This is a genomic window from Actinomyces massiliensis 4401292, assembly GCF_000269805.1.
GTDB lineage: Bacteria > Actinomycetota > Actinomycetes > Actinomycetales > Actinomycetaceae > Actinomyces > Actinomyces massiliensis.
Map to the genome: position 1 here is coordinate 1,648,233 of NZ_JH711481.1, position 16,452 is coordinate 1,664,684.

Sequence of the window (16,452 nt, forward strand, 5' to 3'; positions counted from 1 at the left end):
CTATGGGGAGCACCGGAGCGAAGTCCTTACGAAATTCCTACGGTTCGCCTGCGATTCGCAGCAGTGACCTTCCCGCCAGAAGGTCACTGCTCAGGCGAGCGGCAGGGACAGGGTGATCGTCAGACCGCCCTCATCGGGCAGGTCCGCCTCGATATGGCCGCCCATCCGCTCCATGAGCTGGGCGCAGGTGAACAGACCCAGCCCTTGGCCGGGCGCGCCTGCAGCATGTGCAGCGTTCCTGCCGCGCTGTCCTCGGGCGAAGATCAGCCCGGTCTCATCCGGGTCGACGCCGGGGCCGGCGTCGGTGAGGCTGAGGCGCAGCGCCTCCTCCTCGATCCGGCCGCTCACGCGGATGGGCGTACCCGCGTACTTGTAGGAGTTCTGCACGACATTGTCGATGACCTGCGCCAGGCGCAACCGGTCCGCACGCACCAGGACCGCCGGCAGGGGTGCTATCTCCATGAGACGACCATGGTCGGCCTCGCGCATCAGGGCCGTGACCTCATCGGTGCCCAGGTCCGTGGGAGTCACGCTCAGGGCGGCGATCTCGTCGTCGTGGGCGCGGAACAGGTCGCTGACCAGGCCATCCACCTGGCTGCTCTTGGACTGGATCACCTGCAGCCGTTCGCGGGCGGCGGGGGAGTCCTCCGTGAGCTGGAGGAGCTCGGCGGTCGCGGAGATCGTGGCGATGGGCGTGCGCAGGTCGTGCCCGATCTGGGCGATCAGCGCCTCCTTGGAGGCCTGTGCGGCCGCCTCCCGCTCGCGCGAGGCGGCCAGCTCGGTGCGCAGCAGGTCGAAGCTCTCCGTCCAGGCCCCGAACGTGTTGCCCCGATCCATCTCCAGCGGTGCGGACAGATCCCCGCCGGCCACCCGGGAGGCGAAGCGCTCCAGCTTCCGGAACGGGACCAGCACTCGTGCGTTGATCCACATCAGCAGGGCGAGCAGGAGGAGGAAGCCGGCCGCCAGGGTCGCTGCGCTCGCCCAGAAGAAGGCGCGCTGATGGGCCGCCACCGCGTTGGCGTGGTCGTCGTCGAGGAATGCCCAGGCCACGACCCGCCCATCGACGACGACGGGTCCGGCCAGCGGACGGTGCTCACCGGTCCACTGCATGGTTCTGAGCCCGCCCGCCTGATTGACGACCTGGCCGTCCGCGTCACCGCCCTCGGTGCTCCCCTCGGTCCTCGCGGTCAACGACACCGGGTTGCCCGATGCATCAACCACCCGCAGCTCGTCGGCCATGCCGTCCAGGCCCGCCTCCTCGGGGTGGGGCCAGACGGCCGACAGGCGCTGGATAGCATCGTTGAGTCGCGCCGTATCGGCGCGGGGAGGATCGCTCGCCGATATCAGGCCGAGCGCCGCCAGGCCTGTGATGAATACGGCGGTCAGCAGGGCCAGAGGCCCGCGCAGGCTGCGCATCAGGAGGCCTCGAACAGGTAGCCGCGCCCCCACACCGTGCGGATGCAGGCGGGGGAGTCGGGTTCTTTCTCGATGCGGGCGCGCAGGCGCCGCACATGCACGGTCAATGTGCCCTCGCTGGTGAACTCATCGCCCCACACCGAGCGGATGATGTCCTCCTTGGTGCACACTACGCCCCGGTTGGACACCAGGTGCCTCAGAATCCTGTCCTCCAGCGCGGTCAGGTGGAGCTCGCGACCGTCCAGGTAGGTGCGTCCGGTGGAGAACTCCACCCGCAGGCGCCCGTCGTCGAAGTCCGCCTCCTCCTCAGGGTCGCCGGAGCCGCCTCCGGCATTCTCACCGGCAGGCGGACTGTCGGCGGAGCGCTCCAGGGCGCGGCGGACCTTCGCCAGGAGCACGGCCAGGGAGAAGGGCTTGGTGATGAAGTCGTCGGCGCCCAGCGACAGGCCCTGAACCTGATCCACGTCGGCACTGCGGGCGGAGACGAAGATGATCGGCGCCCGCGTCCTGCCCCGCAGTTCGCGGCACAGCTCGAAACCGCTCATGCCGGGCAGATTGACATCGAGCAGGACGACGCCGGGCGCGCGGGCTCCGGCGGAGGCCAGCGCCGACTCCGCATCCGGGCAGTGGAGCACGTTCAGCCCGAAGGCGGACAGGTAGTCCCGGGTGGCCGCGGCGAGATCTGTCTCGTCCTCGACCAGCAGGACATCGACGGGTGCACTCATGGCAGCAGTCTCCCACCCGCTGGTCCGGCATGAGGATCCAGCGGCACTGCCCGCGCTCCGCCCGTCGCAAGGACCCGCGGTGCGCGGCTCAGCGGCACGATCCGGGCCGTACCTTCCGCGACCGCAGCGACCTCCGCGCCCGTCGCACCCGCCGCGCCCGCCGCGCCCGCTGTGATCTCAACCCTCGAGGCGGACTTCCCACTGGCCGCTGCCGCGGGTCCTCTGCGTGGGCATCCGGATCATCCCCTCCTGGGCGATGGAGGAGACGAGCCGCCCGGAGGCGTCGAAGACCTCCGCGCGGACCATCGCCCGCCCGCCCTGGGAACTCGGGGAGTCCTGGACGAAGAGCATCCAGTCGCACACGTCGACATCCCGGTGGAACCACTGGGTGTGGTCGAGGGTCGCCAGGCTCATCCCCTCGCTGCGCCAGCACAGGCCCTGGCTCCGCAGCGCCGGCTCCAGCATGATCTGGTCGCACATGTAGGTCAGCAGCGCCCGGTGCACCGTCTGCGAGGCCTCAGCTGGCAGACGCCCGCGTGAACGGGCCCACAGGTGCTGGACGCCCGTCCGCTCCCGGCCGGGTGCCAGGTAGATGTTGCCCTCGACGTGCCGCAGGTCGAAGGCCGCCGTGCGTCCCAGGAACTTCGCCACCGGGTGGTCGATGGTCCTGAAGATCTCCAGCGCACTGGTCAGCTCCTCGGGGCGGGGCACCTCGGGCGCCTCGACCTGCACGTCGGCACCGTCCTGGGTCTCCTGGAAGGAGGAGATCATGGTCAGGATCGGCATGCCGTCCTGCAGGGCCGTGGTTCGCCGCTGCGAGAAGGACCTGCCGTCGCGGAGCCTGTCGACGGCGAAGCTCACGGGCTTGTCGGGCTTGCCCCCGCGGATGAAGTAGGCGTGCACCGAGTGCGGCAGGCGCTCCCGGGTGCTGCCGGCACCGCCGGTACCGCCGGCAGAACCGTCGCCCAGGGTGGCGGCTCCGGCGAGCATGCCCTGGGCCACCACCTGGCCGCCGTAGATGCGTCCCGAGAGCTGGGGCAGGGAGTCTCCGCTGAAGAGCTCCTGCGAATCCGCAGGACTGGATCCGTCTGTGCACTCGTTGGATCCGTCGTACCCGTTCCCGTCGCCGATCGTCCCGCTCAGGGCGAGAACCCGGGTGACCGAGCCCAGCGGCTCCTCGGTGGCGGCGGGAACCGGGTACGGCGCCGTCACAGGCCGAGCTCCTCCAGGATCGGCAGCTCGGCGCGCACGGCGGCGCGGGCGTCGTCGGCGGTCCGCGCATCGATCGCGAGGGCCGCCAGGCGCTGGCACTCGGCGAAGTCGACGGACTTGAGCACGGCGTCGACATCGGGCAGGGCGCGGGCGGTCATCGACAGGCTCGCCACCCCCAGGCCCACCAGGACGACGGCGAGGGCCGGGTCGGCGGCGGCCTCGCCGCACACGCCCACCGAGCGGCCGTGGGGCGAGGCGCCGTCGCAGGCGGCCTTGATCAGGCGCAGGACGGCGGGCTGCCAGCCGGTCGACAGGTCCGCCAGGGAGGACAGGAGCCGGTCGGCCGCCATGACGTACTGGGTGAGGTCGTTGGTGCCGATGGAGGCGAAGTCGGCGTGCTCGAAGAGCTTGTCCGCCATGAGCGCGGCCGAGGGCACCTCGATCATCATGCCGGCGGTCTTGAGCCCGTAGGAGCGGGCCTTGTCGGTGAAGGCCTTGGCCTCTTCCGCGGTGGAGATCATGGGGGCCATGACCCACACCTTCGCCTCGGTGTCGGCCTCTGCCTTGGCGAGGGCCTCCAGCTGGTGCTCCAGGACCTCCGGATCGCGCCGGGTGGTGCGGTAGGCGCGCACGCCGAGCGCCGGGTTGGCCTCGGTGGCGTCCGTGAGGAAGGGCAGCGGCTTGTCGGCGCCGGCGTCCAGGGTGCGCACGACGACCTTCTTGCCGGGGAATGCCTCGAGCACTCCGCGGTAGGCCTCCACCTGCGCCTCGACCGTGGGTTCCTCGGGCTGGTCGAGGAAGCAGAACTCGGTGCGGAACAGGCCCACGCCCATGGCGCCCGCCTCCGCGGCGCTGCGCGCACCGGCGGCGTCGCCGACGTTGGCCAGCAGCTGGACCTCGCGGCCGTCCTTGGTGGCGCCGTCACCGTTGAAGACGCGCACTCGGCTGGCGAGCTCGCGGGCCCGGCGCAGGGCCTCCTCGCTCGGGTTGAGGGTGACGGTGCCCTTGGTGCCGTCGACCAGGACGATGTCGCCGTCCTGGAGCTGGTCGGTGACCTCCGTGCCCGTGCCGACGATCGCCGGCATGCCCAGTGCGCGGGCCAGAATCGCGGTGTGCGAGGTGGGGCCGCCCTCGGAGGTGATGAAGGCGACGACCTTCTCAGGGTCGAGCAGGGCGGTGTCGGCGGGGGCGAGGTCCTCGGCGACCAGGACGAAGGGCTCGGGCAGGCGCGGGATCCCCGGCATCGGCGAATCCGTGAGGACGGCGATGATGCGGTCGCGCACATCCGCCACGTCCCGGGTGCGCTCGGCCATGTAACCGCCCAGCGACTCGAGCATGTCGGCGAGCGTGCCGGCGGCCTCCCACACGGCGCGCTCGGGGACGAGCCTGCGCTCGCGCACCTTCGCCTGGGCCGACGTGGTCAGAGTCGGGTCGGCGGCCATCTGGGCGGTGGTCTCGAGCAGGGTGCGCCCCTCGCCCTTGGCCTCGGCTGCGGAGAGCTCGAGCCCCTTCTTGACCCTCTGCGCCGCCTCCGCAATGCGGTCGCATTCCTTGTCGAGGTCTCGGCTGGACTCGAGCGTGGCGATCTCAGGCTCGGTGATACCCGGCGCCATGCGGGCGACAGGACCTGCGATGAGCCCGGGGCTCACGCCAATGCCGGTCAGGGAAGTGGGTGTTGCGTCGGACGGGGCCATGCGGTGCTCCTCAACAGCGATGGAGGCGAATATCACGGCCCATTGTGCCCCGGGAGAGCACTGGATGTCTCGTTTCCGCCGTCGGATGAATATCGATTGACATGACCGCGCCCGATCATGATTCCTCGGGAGTCCCGAGGGAGTTTCGGAGGGAGTTCCAGGGGGAGCCCTGGGGGAGTCCCCAGGGAGTTCCGCTCGACTCTCTTGGAGTGCCTGTTGGGCGAGAGATAGTCCGCCTAGGATAAAGTGATGCCGAGCACGAAGGGGCACGACCGAGCACCGACGAGCTACGGAGATGACGAGCCGTCGTGCGGCGCCCGAGAGCGCCGCAGAGCTGAAGACGCATGAAATGCATGAGGAGCGCACATGAGTAGTACTGCTGAGAAGATCGTCAGTGGCCTGGGAGGTCGGGACAACATCTCGGATCTCGAGCCCTGCATCACGCGGCTGCGCGTTGAGGTCGAGGATCAGGAGAAGGTCGACGAGGACGCCCTTCGGGCCGCCGGGGCCTTCGGGGTCGTCCGCTCCGGCCGCGTCGTGCAGGTCGTCGTCGGGCCGACCGCCGACGACCTCGCGAGCGAGATCGCCGCGCTGGACTGAGAGCCCCGGGCCGGGCCGGTAAACCACCATCTGATTACCTGACTTACCCGCCTCGTATCCCGCCTCCTGCATAGTCTTTCGTCCGCCGTCCTGCGGGGCGGCGGACGCGCAATCGTGTCACATGGTGTCAGACGTGTCGAAGCTGGTGAAGCATGGCTGCGTATGAAACGCTTGCTGCAATGGGTGGCTACCGCCCGATCGCTCAGACGCACTGCTGCACCGGAGCGGTTGGGCGCGTTGTCACCCGCCGCATCATCCCGACAGGGCCACCCCTCGCGTCCACGCGACCGACCACCGAGGCTGAGTTCACGCCATGACTGAGTCAACTGAGTCAATCGCCGTTTCCGAGCCTGCGGGCGAGCGTCTGAAGCAGCTCGCCGAAGCACACGGAGTCTCCACCGAGTACTGGGACTATCACGGCAATCTCGCCGCGCCCTCCCGGGCCACGCTGGTCGCCGTTCTGGCTGCCCTGGGCGTCAAGGCGAGCACCGAGGAGGAGATCAATGCCTCTTTGACGGAGGTCGAGCTCGCCCCCTGGAGGCTCACGCTGCCGCGCGTGATCGTCGTCCGGTCCGGTGCCTCGCCCTCCGTGCCCGTCCACCTGCCCGACGGCGCCGCTGTGCGAGTGCACGTCGAGCTGGAGGACGGCGGCAGGCGCGAGCTGTCCCAGACCAACGAGTGGACGCTGCCGCACGATGTGGACGGCGTTCTGACTGGCAGGGCGTGGTTCGCCATTCCGGCCGATCTGCCCCTGGGATGGCACACCCTTGTGGCGGAGATCGACTCCAGCCCGGCGCGCGAGGCGTTCTCGGCGACCGCGCCCCTGGCGATCACCCCGGAGCGCCTGGAGATCCCGGCGGCGCTGGGGTCGCGCGGCTGGGGCGCCATGGCTCAGCTGTACTCCGTGCGCTCGCACGGCTCATGGGGCATCGGCGACGCCGACGATCTCACCGAGCTGGTCAGTTTCCTGGGGGACGAGGGCGCGGACTTCCTCCTGATCAATCCGCTGCACGCCGCTGAACCGGCCGGTCGCATGACCCCGTCCCCCTACCTGCCGGTGACCAGGCGCTTCGTCAATCCGATCTACATCCGCCCCGAGGCGATCGGGGAGGTCGCCCGCCTGTCCGGGCCGCGCCGCTCGCTCGTCCAGTGGGCCTTCGAGGAGGTGTCGGCCGCCAATCTCAGCGCGGAGCCCATTGACCGCGACGCCGTCTGGAAGGCCAAGCGCGAGGCGCTCGAGGTCATCTTCGCCGCCGACCGCTCCCGGGCGCGCCAGCGCGACTTCGAGCGGTTCCGCGCGGAGCAGGGCGAGGGCCTGGAGAAGTACGCCCTGTGGTGCGCCCTGACGGAGAAGTACGGCGAGCTCAAGGACTGGCCCCACAACCTCAGGGACGCTTCGAGCGCCTTCGTGGCCAACGAGGCCCGCAACCTGACCGAGCGCATCGACTTCTACGCCTGGCTGCAGTGGATCGTCGATGAGCAGCTGAGGCGCGCGCAGGAAGAGGCCAAGGCCTCCGGCATGAGTCTGGGGGTCATGGATGATCTGGCCGTCGGGGTGCACCCGTACGGCGCCGATGTGTGGAGCGACCCGGACTCATTCGCTCCGGGGATGGCGGTCGGCGCTCCGCCGGACATGTACAACCAGCTCGGTCAGAACTGGTCCCAGCCGCCGTGGAGTCCCGCGCACCTGGCGGAGACCGCCTACGCGCCTCTGCGCGACATGCTGCGCACTGTGCTGCGCCATGCCGGAGCGCTGCGCGTGGACCATGTCGTCGGGCTGTTCCGGCTATGGTGGATTCCCCAGGGCATGGGGGCGGACCAGGGCGCCTACGTGCGCTACGACCATGAGGCCATGGTCGGCGTCGTCCTGCTCGAGGCCTATCGAGCCGGCGCCGTGATCATCGGCGAGGACCTGGGCACCGTCGAGCCCTGGGCGCGCGACTACCTCGCCAGCCGCGGTGTGCTCGGCACGTCGGTGCTCTGGTTCGAGAAGCAGCACGACGGCTGGCCGCTGCAGCCCGCCGCCTACCGGCGTCTGGCCCTGTCCACCGTCAACACTCACGACCTGCCGCCCACCGCCGGGTATCTCGCTGACGAGCACGTGATGCTGCGCGAGAGGCTGGGGCTGCTGACCCAGCCCACTGAGCAGGTCCGCGCCGAGGCCCGTCTGGAGCGCGAGCGGATGCTGACCCGGTTGCGCGAGCACGGATTGCTGGGGGACGACCCCTCGGAGCGGGAGATCGTCGAGGCCCTGCACCGCTATGTGGTGCGCACGCCCTCCACGCTGGTCGGCATGGCCCTGGTCGACGGCGTCGGCGAGCGGCGGACCCAGAACCAGCCGGGCACCGACCAGGAGTATCCGAACTGGAAGATTCCGCTCGCCGACGGCTCGGGCAGCGCCGTCCTGGTGGAGGACCTGCCCAACAACGTGCGGCTGAGCAGCCTGCTGGCCGCGATCCGCGACGAGATGAAGCGCTGATAGGCGGGCTCGGGTCGGGTCTCAGCCCCAGGTGAAGGCCACTGCCCCGCGGGTGAGGGTCTCGCCCGCGGGGGCGCTCGTGAGCGACTCGGCTGCGGCCTCGAGTGCGATCACCGGAACAATCGGATTGCGCCCACCGGCCTCGATCGTCGCGGGGGACCAGGTGATGATCGGCTCGCCCGCGGCGACCTCGCTGCCCGCGACGGCATGGACGGTGAAGCCCCGCCCGCCCAGCTCAACCGTGTCGAGGCCGAGGTGGACGAGCACGCTCCGGCCCTCAGGGGAGACGGTCACATAGGCGTGCGGGTGAACCTTGGACAGGACGCCCGAGATCGGCGCGGTGGCGGTCGCGGTGCCGTGGCTGCGGTCAGGATCGATGGCCAGTCCGGGACCGATGATCCTGTTCGCGAAGACCGGATCGGGGACGTCGTCGAGCATGACGACCGTCCCCGCAAGAGGCGCCCTGACGGCCAGGCTCATCGCAGGTCCTCAATGTCGCCCGCGATCGTGTCCGCATTGGGGCCGACGACGACCTGGGCGACGTTGCCGACAATGAGCACGCCGTGCGCGCCGGCCGCCTTCAGCCCAGCCTTATCGACAATCGTGGGGTCCTCGAGCTCGCACCGCAAACGGGTGATGCAGGGCTCGATCTCGGCGATGTTGTCGAAACCTCCGAGGGCGTCGATGATGCTCTGTGCCTGGGACATGGCGCGTTTCTCCTGATTCGGCCGGCCGCGGCCGGGCTCGATGAACAATGAGAAGAATGCTATGGTCTGTGCGAGCCGCGGTCAGGGGGACGACGTGCGGCTCGCGAGGACACGGCGCTGTCTTTACCTCATTGATATAGGAGAAGCGATTCCTTAGCGTGCGGATTGTCTTACAGTCGCCATAGAACCCTGCTTTCTAGGGGAACTGGTCCAGGTGAGCCCAGGGGCGGGCGCACCTGGACCGCCCTCGTCCCGGGTCGGTGCGCCTCAAGCGCAACCCGACCGCTCGCTATCCCGAAACTGGAGAGAAGAGAACCGTGTCTGATGGCAAGAAGAGAGGCGGTGCTTTCGCTCTCGCCCAGCGTCTCGGGCGGTCTCTCATGCTCCCGATCGCAACCCTGCCGGCGGCGGCCCTGGCCATGTGGCACACGGCCCGTCTATCCAGGCGCAGGGCCACCGGCGCCCTGATGATCTCGGTCGCCCTGACCGCATTCCTCACCGGCATCACCGAGCCCCTGGAGTACGCCCTCGTCTATGTGGCCTTTCCGCTGTATGCGGTCCACGCGATCCTGACCGGGACCTCACTGGCCCTGGTCAACGCCTTGGGCATCAAGGACGGGTTCGCCTTCTCCGCCGGAGGCATCGACTATCTCATCAACCTGGGCAAGTCCGCCGAGCTCTCGGGCGGGTACCTGGCCGGTCCGGTTCTCCTGGCCGGCATCGGCCTGGCCTACGGAGTCGTCTACTACCTGCTGTTCCGCTTCCTAATCGTCCTTCTGGGGTTCAAGACCCCCGGCCGCGACGAAGACGAATCGGATCTCGACACCTTCGAATTCGCCGCCGCCGCTGCGGTGGCGGCGGATCGCAGCAAGCAGAAGGTGGTGCATTCTCACCGGCGCGCTTGAGCGCCGGTGAGAAGCCGAGTGACATCCGCATACGAAGGACCGGGTCCCGCCACTCCTCATAGGAGCGGCGGGACCCGGTTCAGGCTCGGGACTGCGCACTCATGACAGCGCGCGTCAGCGCATGTCAGCGCACGTCAGTGCGCAGCGGCCTCGCAGGCCTGCGCACCGGCCACCCGGCGGGTGTCGTCGAGATTCTCCGCCACGATCCGGCGGAAGGCGGCCGGTGCGTCCCGGTGGGAGGCCAGCCAGCCTTCCAGGGCGCCGATCGGGTCGACGCCCTCCAGACCGACCGGCGCGGGGGACCACAGCGCGGTCAGCAGGTTCTCCGCCATGTGGAAGGTGCGAGTCTCCCAAAGGGCATCCGCCTCGCGGACGTACTCCTCGATGAAGGGCACGAGCAGCTCCGGATTGCGCTCGACGCTGCGGAAGCCGCGCAGTGTCTTGACCTGGGTCTCATTGGGCATGGAGGCGTCCTCGACGAGTCTGCGCCAGGCTGCGGCCTTGGCCTCGGCGGTCGGGACCGAGGCCCGTGCCTGCGCCGCGCGCTCGCGCCCCGTCGTCGTGAGGTCCCGGCTCTCCTCAGCGGCGATCTCGTCTTCGCCCGCGCGGCCCGCGGCCACCAGGCCGATGAGCAGCTCCCAGCGCAGATCCTGGTCGACGACGAGTCCCTCGAGCGGCTGTGAACCGCTGAGCCAGGCGGCCACCGCCGCGGTCTGCTCCTCGGTCACGGCGTGGTCGGCGACGGCGCGCACCAGCTGGAGCTGGGCGTCGCTGCCGGCCTCGGCGGCCCGGGCGAGGGCCAGGAGCGCGTCTGCCGTTGCCGTCACGGCCACCGGGCGGTCTTCCTGGGGCAGGTAGTGGCTCAAGCAGACGGTGATCCGGCCCAGCAGTCCCTGGACCACCGAGGAGTGGGCCTCCACCCGCAGCGCTCGGAGCGCCGCTGCCAGGAAGCGCGATGCCGGAAGCTCGCCGTCGCGCACCAGGTCCCATGCGGAGGCCAGCAGTATCGAGCGCGGCAGCGACTCGGTGAAGGCGTCCACATGCTCCAGCCCCGTGGTCAGCGAGGCCTCGTCCAGGCGCACTTTGGCGTAGGTGAGGTCGTCATCGTTGAGGATGAGGACGTCTGCGCGGCGCGTCCCGACGAGTTCGGGAACCGGCGTGATCTCGCCGTCCACATCCAGCTCCACGCGGCCGGTGCGCTCCAGGCGCGCACTCCCGCCCTGGCCGGTCACTGCGTAGGAGCCGATCGCCACACGGTGCGGGCGCAGGGTGGCCGGGGACCCCTCGGGGATCTCCTGGCGGATGGCCGCGGAGGTGATGATGCCGTCGCCGTCGGTCTCGATCGACATGCGCAGGGTGGTCACGCCCGCCTCCTGAAGCCACACGCGGGTCCAGGCCTCCAGGTCGCGCCCCGAGACCTTCTCCAGCTCGGCGAGCAGGTCGGCCAATGTGGCATTGCCGTAGGCATGGGCGGCCAGGTAGCTCTTGATCCCCTTGAAGAAGCTCTCCCGGCCAACGTAGCCCACGAGGGCCGTCAGGACGGCGGCCCCCTTGGCGTAGGTGATGCCGTCGAAGTTCACCTCGACGTCGTGCAGGTCGTTGATCTCGGCCGCGACCGGGTGGGTCGAGGAGAGCTGATCCTGGTTGTAGGCCCAGCCCTTCTCGAGGATCTGGAAAGTGGTCCAGGCGTCTGTGAAGCGCGTGGTCTCGGCGACGGCGAGCGTGGAGATGTACTCGGCGAAGGACTCGTTGAGCCACAGGTCGTTCCACCACTTCATCGTCACCATGTCCCCGAACCACATGTGGGCCAGTTCGTGGAGGATGGTGACGGCGCGGCGCTCCACGCGCGCCTCGACGGGCCGGGAGCGGAAGACGTAGTCGTCGCGGTGGGTGACGCACCCGGCGTTCTCCATGGCGCCCGCATTGAACTCGGGCACGAAGATCTGGTCGTACTTCGTGAAGGCGTAGGGGGTGCCGAATAGCTCCTCGTAGTAGGCGAAGCCGTTGCGGGTCATCTCCAGGATCTCGTCGGAGTCCATGTGCTCGGCCAGCGAGGCGCGGCAGTAGACGCCCAGCGGGACGACCCGGCCATCGGGCGCCCGGTACTCGTCGGTGGCGCCCCGGTAGGGGCCGGCGACGATCGCGGTGATGTAGGAGCTGATCGGCTCGGTGGGGGCGAAGGCGAAGGTGCGGTTCCCGTCCTGATGGGTCGGTGAGGGCGTGGGGGAGTTGGACAGGACGGTCCAGCCCTCGGGCACGGTCACCGTGAAGGTGAAGGAGGCCTTGAGGTCCGGCTGCTCGAAGACGGCGAAGACCCGACGGGCGTCGGGCACCTCGAACTGGGTGTAGAGATAAGTCTCGGAGTCGGCCGGGTCGGTGAACCGGTGCAGCCCCTCCCCGGTGTGCATGTAGGCGCAGTCGGCGACCACCGTCAGCTCATTGTCGGCCATCAGATCGGCCAGGACGATACGGGAGTCGACATAGACCTCGGCGGGGTCCAGCTCGCGGCCATTCAGGACGATGGAGTGCACCCGCGGGGCCACCAGGTCGATGAAGGTAGCCGCATCGGAACCGGCTGACTCTGCGGGTTCGCCTGGCCCGGCCGGCTCGATCGAGAACTGGACGGTCGTCGTCGAGCGGAACGTCTCCTGCGCCGGGTCCGCGGCGCCGCTGAGGTCCAGAACGACGTCGTAGTTCTTCACGGTCACGAGGCCGGCGCGGGCTGCGGCCTCCTCGCGAGTCAGGTTCTGACCGGGCATATGTGCTCCTTCTGGTGGTGGAACGGGTCGGCGGCGGGGCGGTCGGCCCGCGGTGGCGCTCATGATGACGATGCGGCGGGCGCCTGACGCCATCCTCTCATCCTGTGCGCAGGCGACCCGGCGGGCGCTGCGAGAACTGAGCGACGGGGGAGTAGAGGAGCCCGGGTGCGCACGATCTCGTGCGCACCCGGGCTCCTCTGGGTATCAGGTCGGTATCAGGTCCTCAGCGGGATGTCGTGGCCGGGAGAGCCGCAGCATCCTGGAGAGGTCGTCCTCGGGTCAGGCCCGACGACGGGCCATGAGGACACCGCCCGCAGTGAGCAGGCCGGCGGCGGCGATGGCGAAGCCGAGGCTCGTACCGGTCTTGGCGAGTCCGGACTTCGGGGCGGCCGGGGCGGCGGCTCCCGGGTCTCCGGTCGCCGGGTCGGTGGCACCCGGGTCAGCGGCACCCGGGTCGGCCGGAGCCGGGTTGTTCGGGTCGGAGGGCAGCTTGCCGTCCTGGACCTGCCACCAGCCGTCCTTCACCTCGATCGCCTCGCTGAAGAAGTGCTCGCCGTAGGTGGAGCCCACTACGTAGAAGTGGTACATGCCGTCAGGCAGGTCGGTCACGGCGGGGGCGTCGTAGGCGACATCACCCTGTGCGCCGGCGGTGACCTCGTACAGGTCCTTGACCGTGTTGCCGTCCTCGTCGGTGATGTAGAAGTTCACGGACTCACCCGGGGTGAAGCCGGTGAGGTTGGCCGTGAAGGTCTGGGAGTCGAACGTGCCATCGCCGTCGGTGTCCCAGGAGCTGATGTGGGCATCGCCATCCACGTCGGTGGAGTCGAGGATGAGCGGCATCTGCTGCGTGCCGGTGACCTGACCGTTGTAGTCGACGCACGCGACGCCCAGGGTGAGCACGGCGGGGTTGTCGAAGCCGTTCTTGGCCACGATGCTGGGGATGTCGATGGTGGCGCTCCAGGTGCCGTCGCTGTTAGCGGCCTCGGCGCCGGCGGCGTCCTCGATCGCGGTGCCGTCCTGGGAGTACAGGCCCCAGGTGATGGCGGAGCGGCTGTTGCCGACGGGGTTGCATCCGACGCCGGAGACGGCCACGTTCTGGCTGGGGGCGTAACGGCCGACGTAGTTGTCGTCGATGGTGAAGCCTGATGCGCCGTCGTCGGCAGCGGCGGGGCTGGCGATAGCGCCGACCGTGACCAGCGCGGCGGCGCCGACGGTGGCAAGGGAACGGCTAACACGCATGGGGACCTCCAAATGATCTGGGAGTTAATGGGGTGTCGGGAACGTGCGCCTGCAGTGTTCCATCTGGTGCGGGGCATTTACAAGGCTTTAACAGCGTGTTCTCGGGCCGTGTCGTGAAATGCGGTGTCACACGAGCCCCATGCGCCACCCTCGACATTGCTGGCCACTATTTCATCAGGTTGTATGGGGACTGCTCCCCATCTCGTTTCCTCACCCGGCCCGGGGCCTCTAGTCGGCCGGGGCGCAGGCGCCGGGCGTGTACCCGTACTCGGCGAGTACGGCGAAGGTCTCGTCCGTGGGGAAGGCGACGAAGGAGTCCCCCTGCGTCGGGGCGGGCACGTCGACGAGCGTGACGGCGTCGGTGCCCGCCCGGGCCATGGTGCTGATCAGATGGGTGAGATCGAGCAGGCCGGTTTCGTCATCGACCCCGAGATTGCCGGTCAGGGTCCAGGCCAGCTGGTGCGCGGTGAGTGGATTGCGGGCCCGCTCGCGCATGGCGCTCATGAGGGCCTTCATGACGACGCCGGAGTTCTGGGTGCGCCGGTGCGCGCCCTCGGTATCGGACAGGGCGACCCAGGCTCCATCGCGGTAGACCTCGGGGTGGCGGGAGCGGACCAGCGCCAGTGCGTCGACGCCGGACAGGGTCTGAGGGCCGGCCTGGGCGATGTCGAGGCCCGCGTTGGCGTCCCGGAAGGGTTCGTCGATCGTGACCTCCAGGCCGCCCAGGGAGTCGATGATGGAGGCGAACTGGGCCATGTCGACAGTGATCAGGTGGGTGGTGGTGATGTCGAGCTGGGTGCACAGCAGGTCGACCGTGTTCTGTGCGCCGTCGAGGTAGGAGGTGGCGAGCCGCTGCCGGGTGAACAGGGTCGGGCCGACGGTGAGGTCCCGGGGCAGGGTGAGGATGGTGAAGCCGTTCGCGGTGGGCCGCACAAGGGCCAGGACATCGGCGCGCGAACCGCCGCCGGTGTCCTCCACGGTGCCGTAGCGGTCCGGGCCCTCGGGAAGATTCTCGCGCGAGTCGGTGCCGACGATGAGCCAGGTCTCGTCGTCGGGAGCTGCAGTGTTATCGGTGCCGTCAGTGCTGCCGGTGCCGTCGGTGGCCGTGCGCGGCATATGGAGATCGGTGCGATCGAGCCTGGAGCTCATCAGGCCGATGTCGCCCAGCGCGAGGACCAGGATCAGGACGAGCACGAGACTGATGCCGACCAGAAATGGGTGCCTGCGCCTGAATGCGAGCGCCCGGGTGCGCGCAGCTGCTAGGGCTGTGCGCACCCGGGCGGGAGTGCGATCTGCGGAGGAGGTGTCGGAGTGCGTCACTCCTCGCACACTAGCGGGGCTCAGGCCTTACGGCGCGAAGCGAGGATGATGGCGCCGGAGGCCAGAAGGCCGGCGCCGATGAGCGCGACGCCGAGATCGGCACCGGTCTTGGCGAGCTCCTTCTTGGCGGGAGCGGGAGCCGACCCGGCCGCGGGCTTACTCTCGGTGGCCTTCTTGGCCTCGGGGGCGGGAGCGGCCGGAGCGGCCGGAGCCGGGTCATTCTGCTGCTGAGCGTTCTCGTTACCGGTGCCGGCGGCCGGAGTCTCGTTACTGGTGCCGGTGCCGGTGTCGGCGCCGGCACCAGTGTCAGTGCCGGTGGTCGGAGTCTCGGTACTGGTGCCGTTGCCAGTGTCGGTGCCCTGGGTCTCGTCGTCGGTCGGCTGCTGGGGGCCCTTTCCGTCGCCCCTGTCGACGGCGTACATCTTGCCGTCCTTGACCAGGATGTTCTCGAACCAGGCGTGCTCACCGTATGAGTCGCCGAAAACGCCGACCTTGTAGCGGCCGTCGGGCAGATCGGCGGAAGGCGTGAAGGTCTGGTTGACGGCGCCCTGCGCGTCGGCGGTGAATGTGGCCAGGGCGGTGTAGTCGCCCTCGGCCGGTCCGGCCTCGCTGTTGTAGACGTTCTCCAGTGCGGCGCGGAAGGTGACCTCCTCGCTGTCGCGGAAGCCCTTGACGTCGAGCGCGATGGCCTGAGAGCCGTCGGACTGGTTGATCAGCTTGTAGGTGCCGCTGAGCTGGGTGGAGTCCAGCTCGAGGGACAGGCCGAGAGTTTTGAAGGCGCTGGTGTTGTAGTCCACGCAGGCGAAGGAGAGAGTGGTCCGCTGCTGGTCCTTCAGCCCGGCGGCGGGGACTGCGCGCGCCAGGTCGATGGTGGCGGTCCACGAGCCGTCCTCCTGGACCTCGCCGGTGCCCGAGGAGCCGGACGCGGAGGTGGCGGTCGATGCGGAAGCGGAGGTAGAGGGCGACGTCGACGTGGAGGCGTCAGAGTCATTAGAGGAGCTAGAGGAGTTAGAGGCGCCGGCGGCCTCTGAGGACTCAGTGGGCCCAGCAGCCTCCGCAGGGCCGGCAGGCTCGGCAGATCCGGCGTCGCCGATGGCCCACAGCAGGCTGGTCGGATTGCCGGAGGGGTCGAGGCAGCCGGTGCCGGAGACGGTGAGGGTCGAGTTCGGGTCGGCGACGCCCGTGTAGTCGCCGTTCGTGACGAAGCCGTCCTCCTCGGCGGCGAAGGCGGGGGCGGAAACGGCGGTGCCGGCGGCCACGAGGGCGGTGGCGGCACCAAGGGCGGCGACGGAGCGTCCGAGTCGCATGAATCCTCCAAGGGGATGGTCGGGTCGGGTTGTCCATTCACGATGCGATGCATCGATCTGAACCCAACTGTCCCTCACGTAACATCGGG

The 16,452-nt window shown here is 69.3% G+C and carries 13 protein-coding genes; 3 read left to right on the forward strand and 10 right to left on the reverse strand.

Annotated features, from left to right (window positions below; all coding sequences use genetic code 11):
- Positions 1-90: 90 nt before the first annotated feature.
- From W5W_RS0107050 to ptsP, 4 genes are all read right to left on the reverse strand, one after another.
- Positions 91-1,416: a sensor histidine kinase gene (locus W5W_RS0107050; RefSeq protein ID WP_017194882.1), complete on the reverse strand. Its 1,326-nt coding sequence runs from the start codon at positions 1,414-1,416 to the stop codon at positions 91-93.
- A complete protein-coding gene (locus tag W5W_RS0107055; RefSeq protein WP_017194883.1) occupies positions 1,416-2,141 on the reverse strand; it encodes a response regulator transcription factor in 726 nt (241 codons plus the stop codon). The genes W5W_RS0107050 and W5W_RS0107055 overlap by 1 nt, the downstream gene beginning before the upstream one ends.
- Positions 2,142-2,318: 177 nt before the next feature.
- Positions 2,319-3,353 (reverse strand): acyl-CoA thioesterase, encoded by a 1,035-nt coding sequence (locus W5W_RS0107060; RefSeq protein ID WP_017194884.1) that lies wholly within the window; start codon positions 3,351-3,353, stop codon positions 2,319-2,321.
- Positions 3,350-5,047 carry a phosphoenolpyruvate--protein phosphotransferase gene (gene ptsP, locus W5W_RS0107065; RefSeq protein WP_029574139.1) on the reverse strand — a complete coding sequence of 566 codons (1,698 nt, stop codon included), beginning with the start codon at positions 5,045-5,047 and terminating at the stop codon, positions 3,350-3,352. Before ptsP ends, W5W_RS0107060 begins: the two co-directional genes overlap by 4 nt.
- A gap of 366 nt (positions 5,048-5,413) precedes the next feature.
- On the opposite strand from ptsP, the gene W5W_RS0107070 reads away from it, so the two are divergent.
- Positions 5,414-5,647 (forward strand): PTS sugar transporter subunit IIB, encoded by a 234-nt coding sequence (locus tag W5W_RS0107070; protein ID WP_008730464.1) that lies wholly within the window; start codon positions 5,414-5,416, stop codon positions 5,645-5,647.
- A 313-nt stretch (positions 5,648-5,960) separates the two neighbouring features.
- Positions 5,961-8,126 carry a 4-alpha-glucanotransferase gene (gene malQ, locus W5W_RS0107075; RefSeq protein ID WP_008730487.1) on the forward strand — a complete coding sequence of 722 codons (2,166 nt, stop codon included), beginning with the start codon at positions 5,961-5,963 and terminating at the stop codon, positions 8,124-8,126.
- 21 nt (positions 8,127-8,147) lie between these two features.
- Here malQ and W5W_RS0107080 read toward each other — a convergent pair whose 3' ends face one another.
- Complete coding sequence (locus W5W_RS0107080) at positions 8,148-8,606, reverse strand: PTS sugar transporter subunit IIA (RefSeq protein WP_017194886.1); 459 nt, start codon at positions 8,604-8,606, stop codon at positions 8,148-8,150.
- Positions 8,603-8,833 (reverse strand): PTS sugar transporter subunit IIB, encoded by a 231-nt coding sequence (locus tag W5W_RS0107085; RefSeq protein ID WP_008730474.1) that lies wholly within the window; start codon positions 8,831-8,833, stop codon positions 8,603-8,605. The genes W5W_RS0107080 and W5W_RS0107085 overlap by 4 nt, the downstream gene beginning before the upstream one ends.
- A gap of 317 nt (positions 8,834-9,150) precedes the next feature.
- Here W5W_RS0107085 and W5W_RS0107090 point away from each other — a divergent pair, with 317 nt between their 5' ends.
- Positions 9,151-9,738, forward strand: a complete 588-nt coding sequence (locus W5W_RS0107090; protein WP_017194887.1) for a PTS transporter subunit EIIC — start codon at positions 9,151-9,153, stop codon at positions 9,736-9,738.
- Positions 9,739-9,872: 134 nt separating this feature from the next.
- Here W5W_RS0107090 and pepN read toward each other — a convergent pair whose 3' ends face one another.
- The 4 genes from pepN to W5W_RS0107110 form a co-directional block, all read right to left on the reverse strand.
- Positions 9,873-12,497, reverse strand: a complete 2,625-nt coding sequence (gene pepN, locus W5W_RS0107095; protein ID WP_017194888.1) for an aminopeptidase N — start codon at positions 12,495-12,497, stop codon at positions 9,873-9,875.
- 279 nt (positions 12,498-12,776) lie between these two features.
- Positions 12,777-13,736, reverse strand: a complete 960-nt coding sequence (locus W5W_RS0107100) for a hypothetical protein (RefSeq protein ID WP_008731879.1) — start codon at positions 13,734-13,736, stop codon at positions 12,777-12,779.
- Between the two features lie 228 nt (positions 13,737-13,964).
- On the reverse strand, positions 13,965-15,056 hold the full coding sequence (locus tag W5W_RS0107105) for an LCP family protein (protein WP_017194889.1): 1,092 nt from the start codon (positions 15,054-15,056) through the stop codon (positions 13,965-13,967).
- A gap of 20 nt (positions 15,057-15,076) precedes the next feature.
- Positions 15,077-16,363: a hypothetical protein gene (locus tag W5W_RS0107110; protein WP_017194890.1), complete on the reverse strand. Its 1,287-nt coding sequence runs from the start codon at positions 16,361-16,363 to the stop codon at positions 15,077-15,079.
- Positions 16,364-16,452 lie beyond the last annotated feature (89 nt).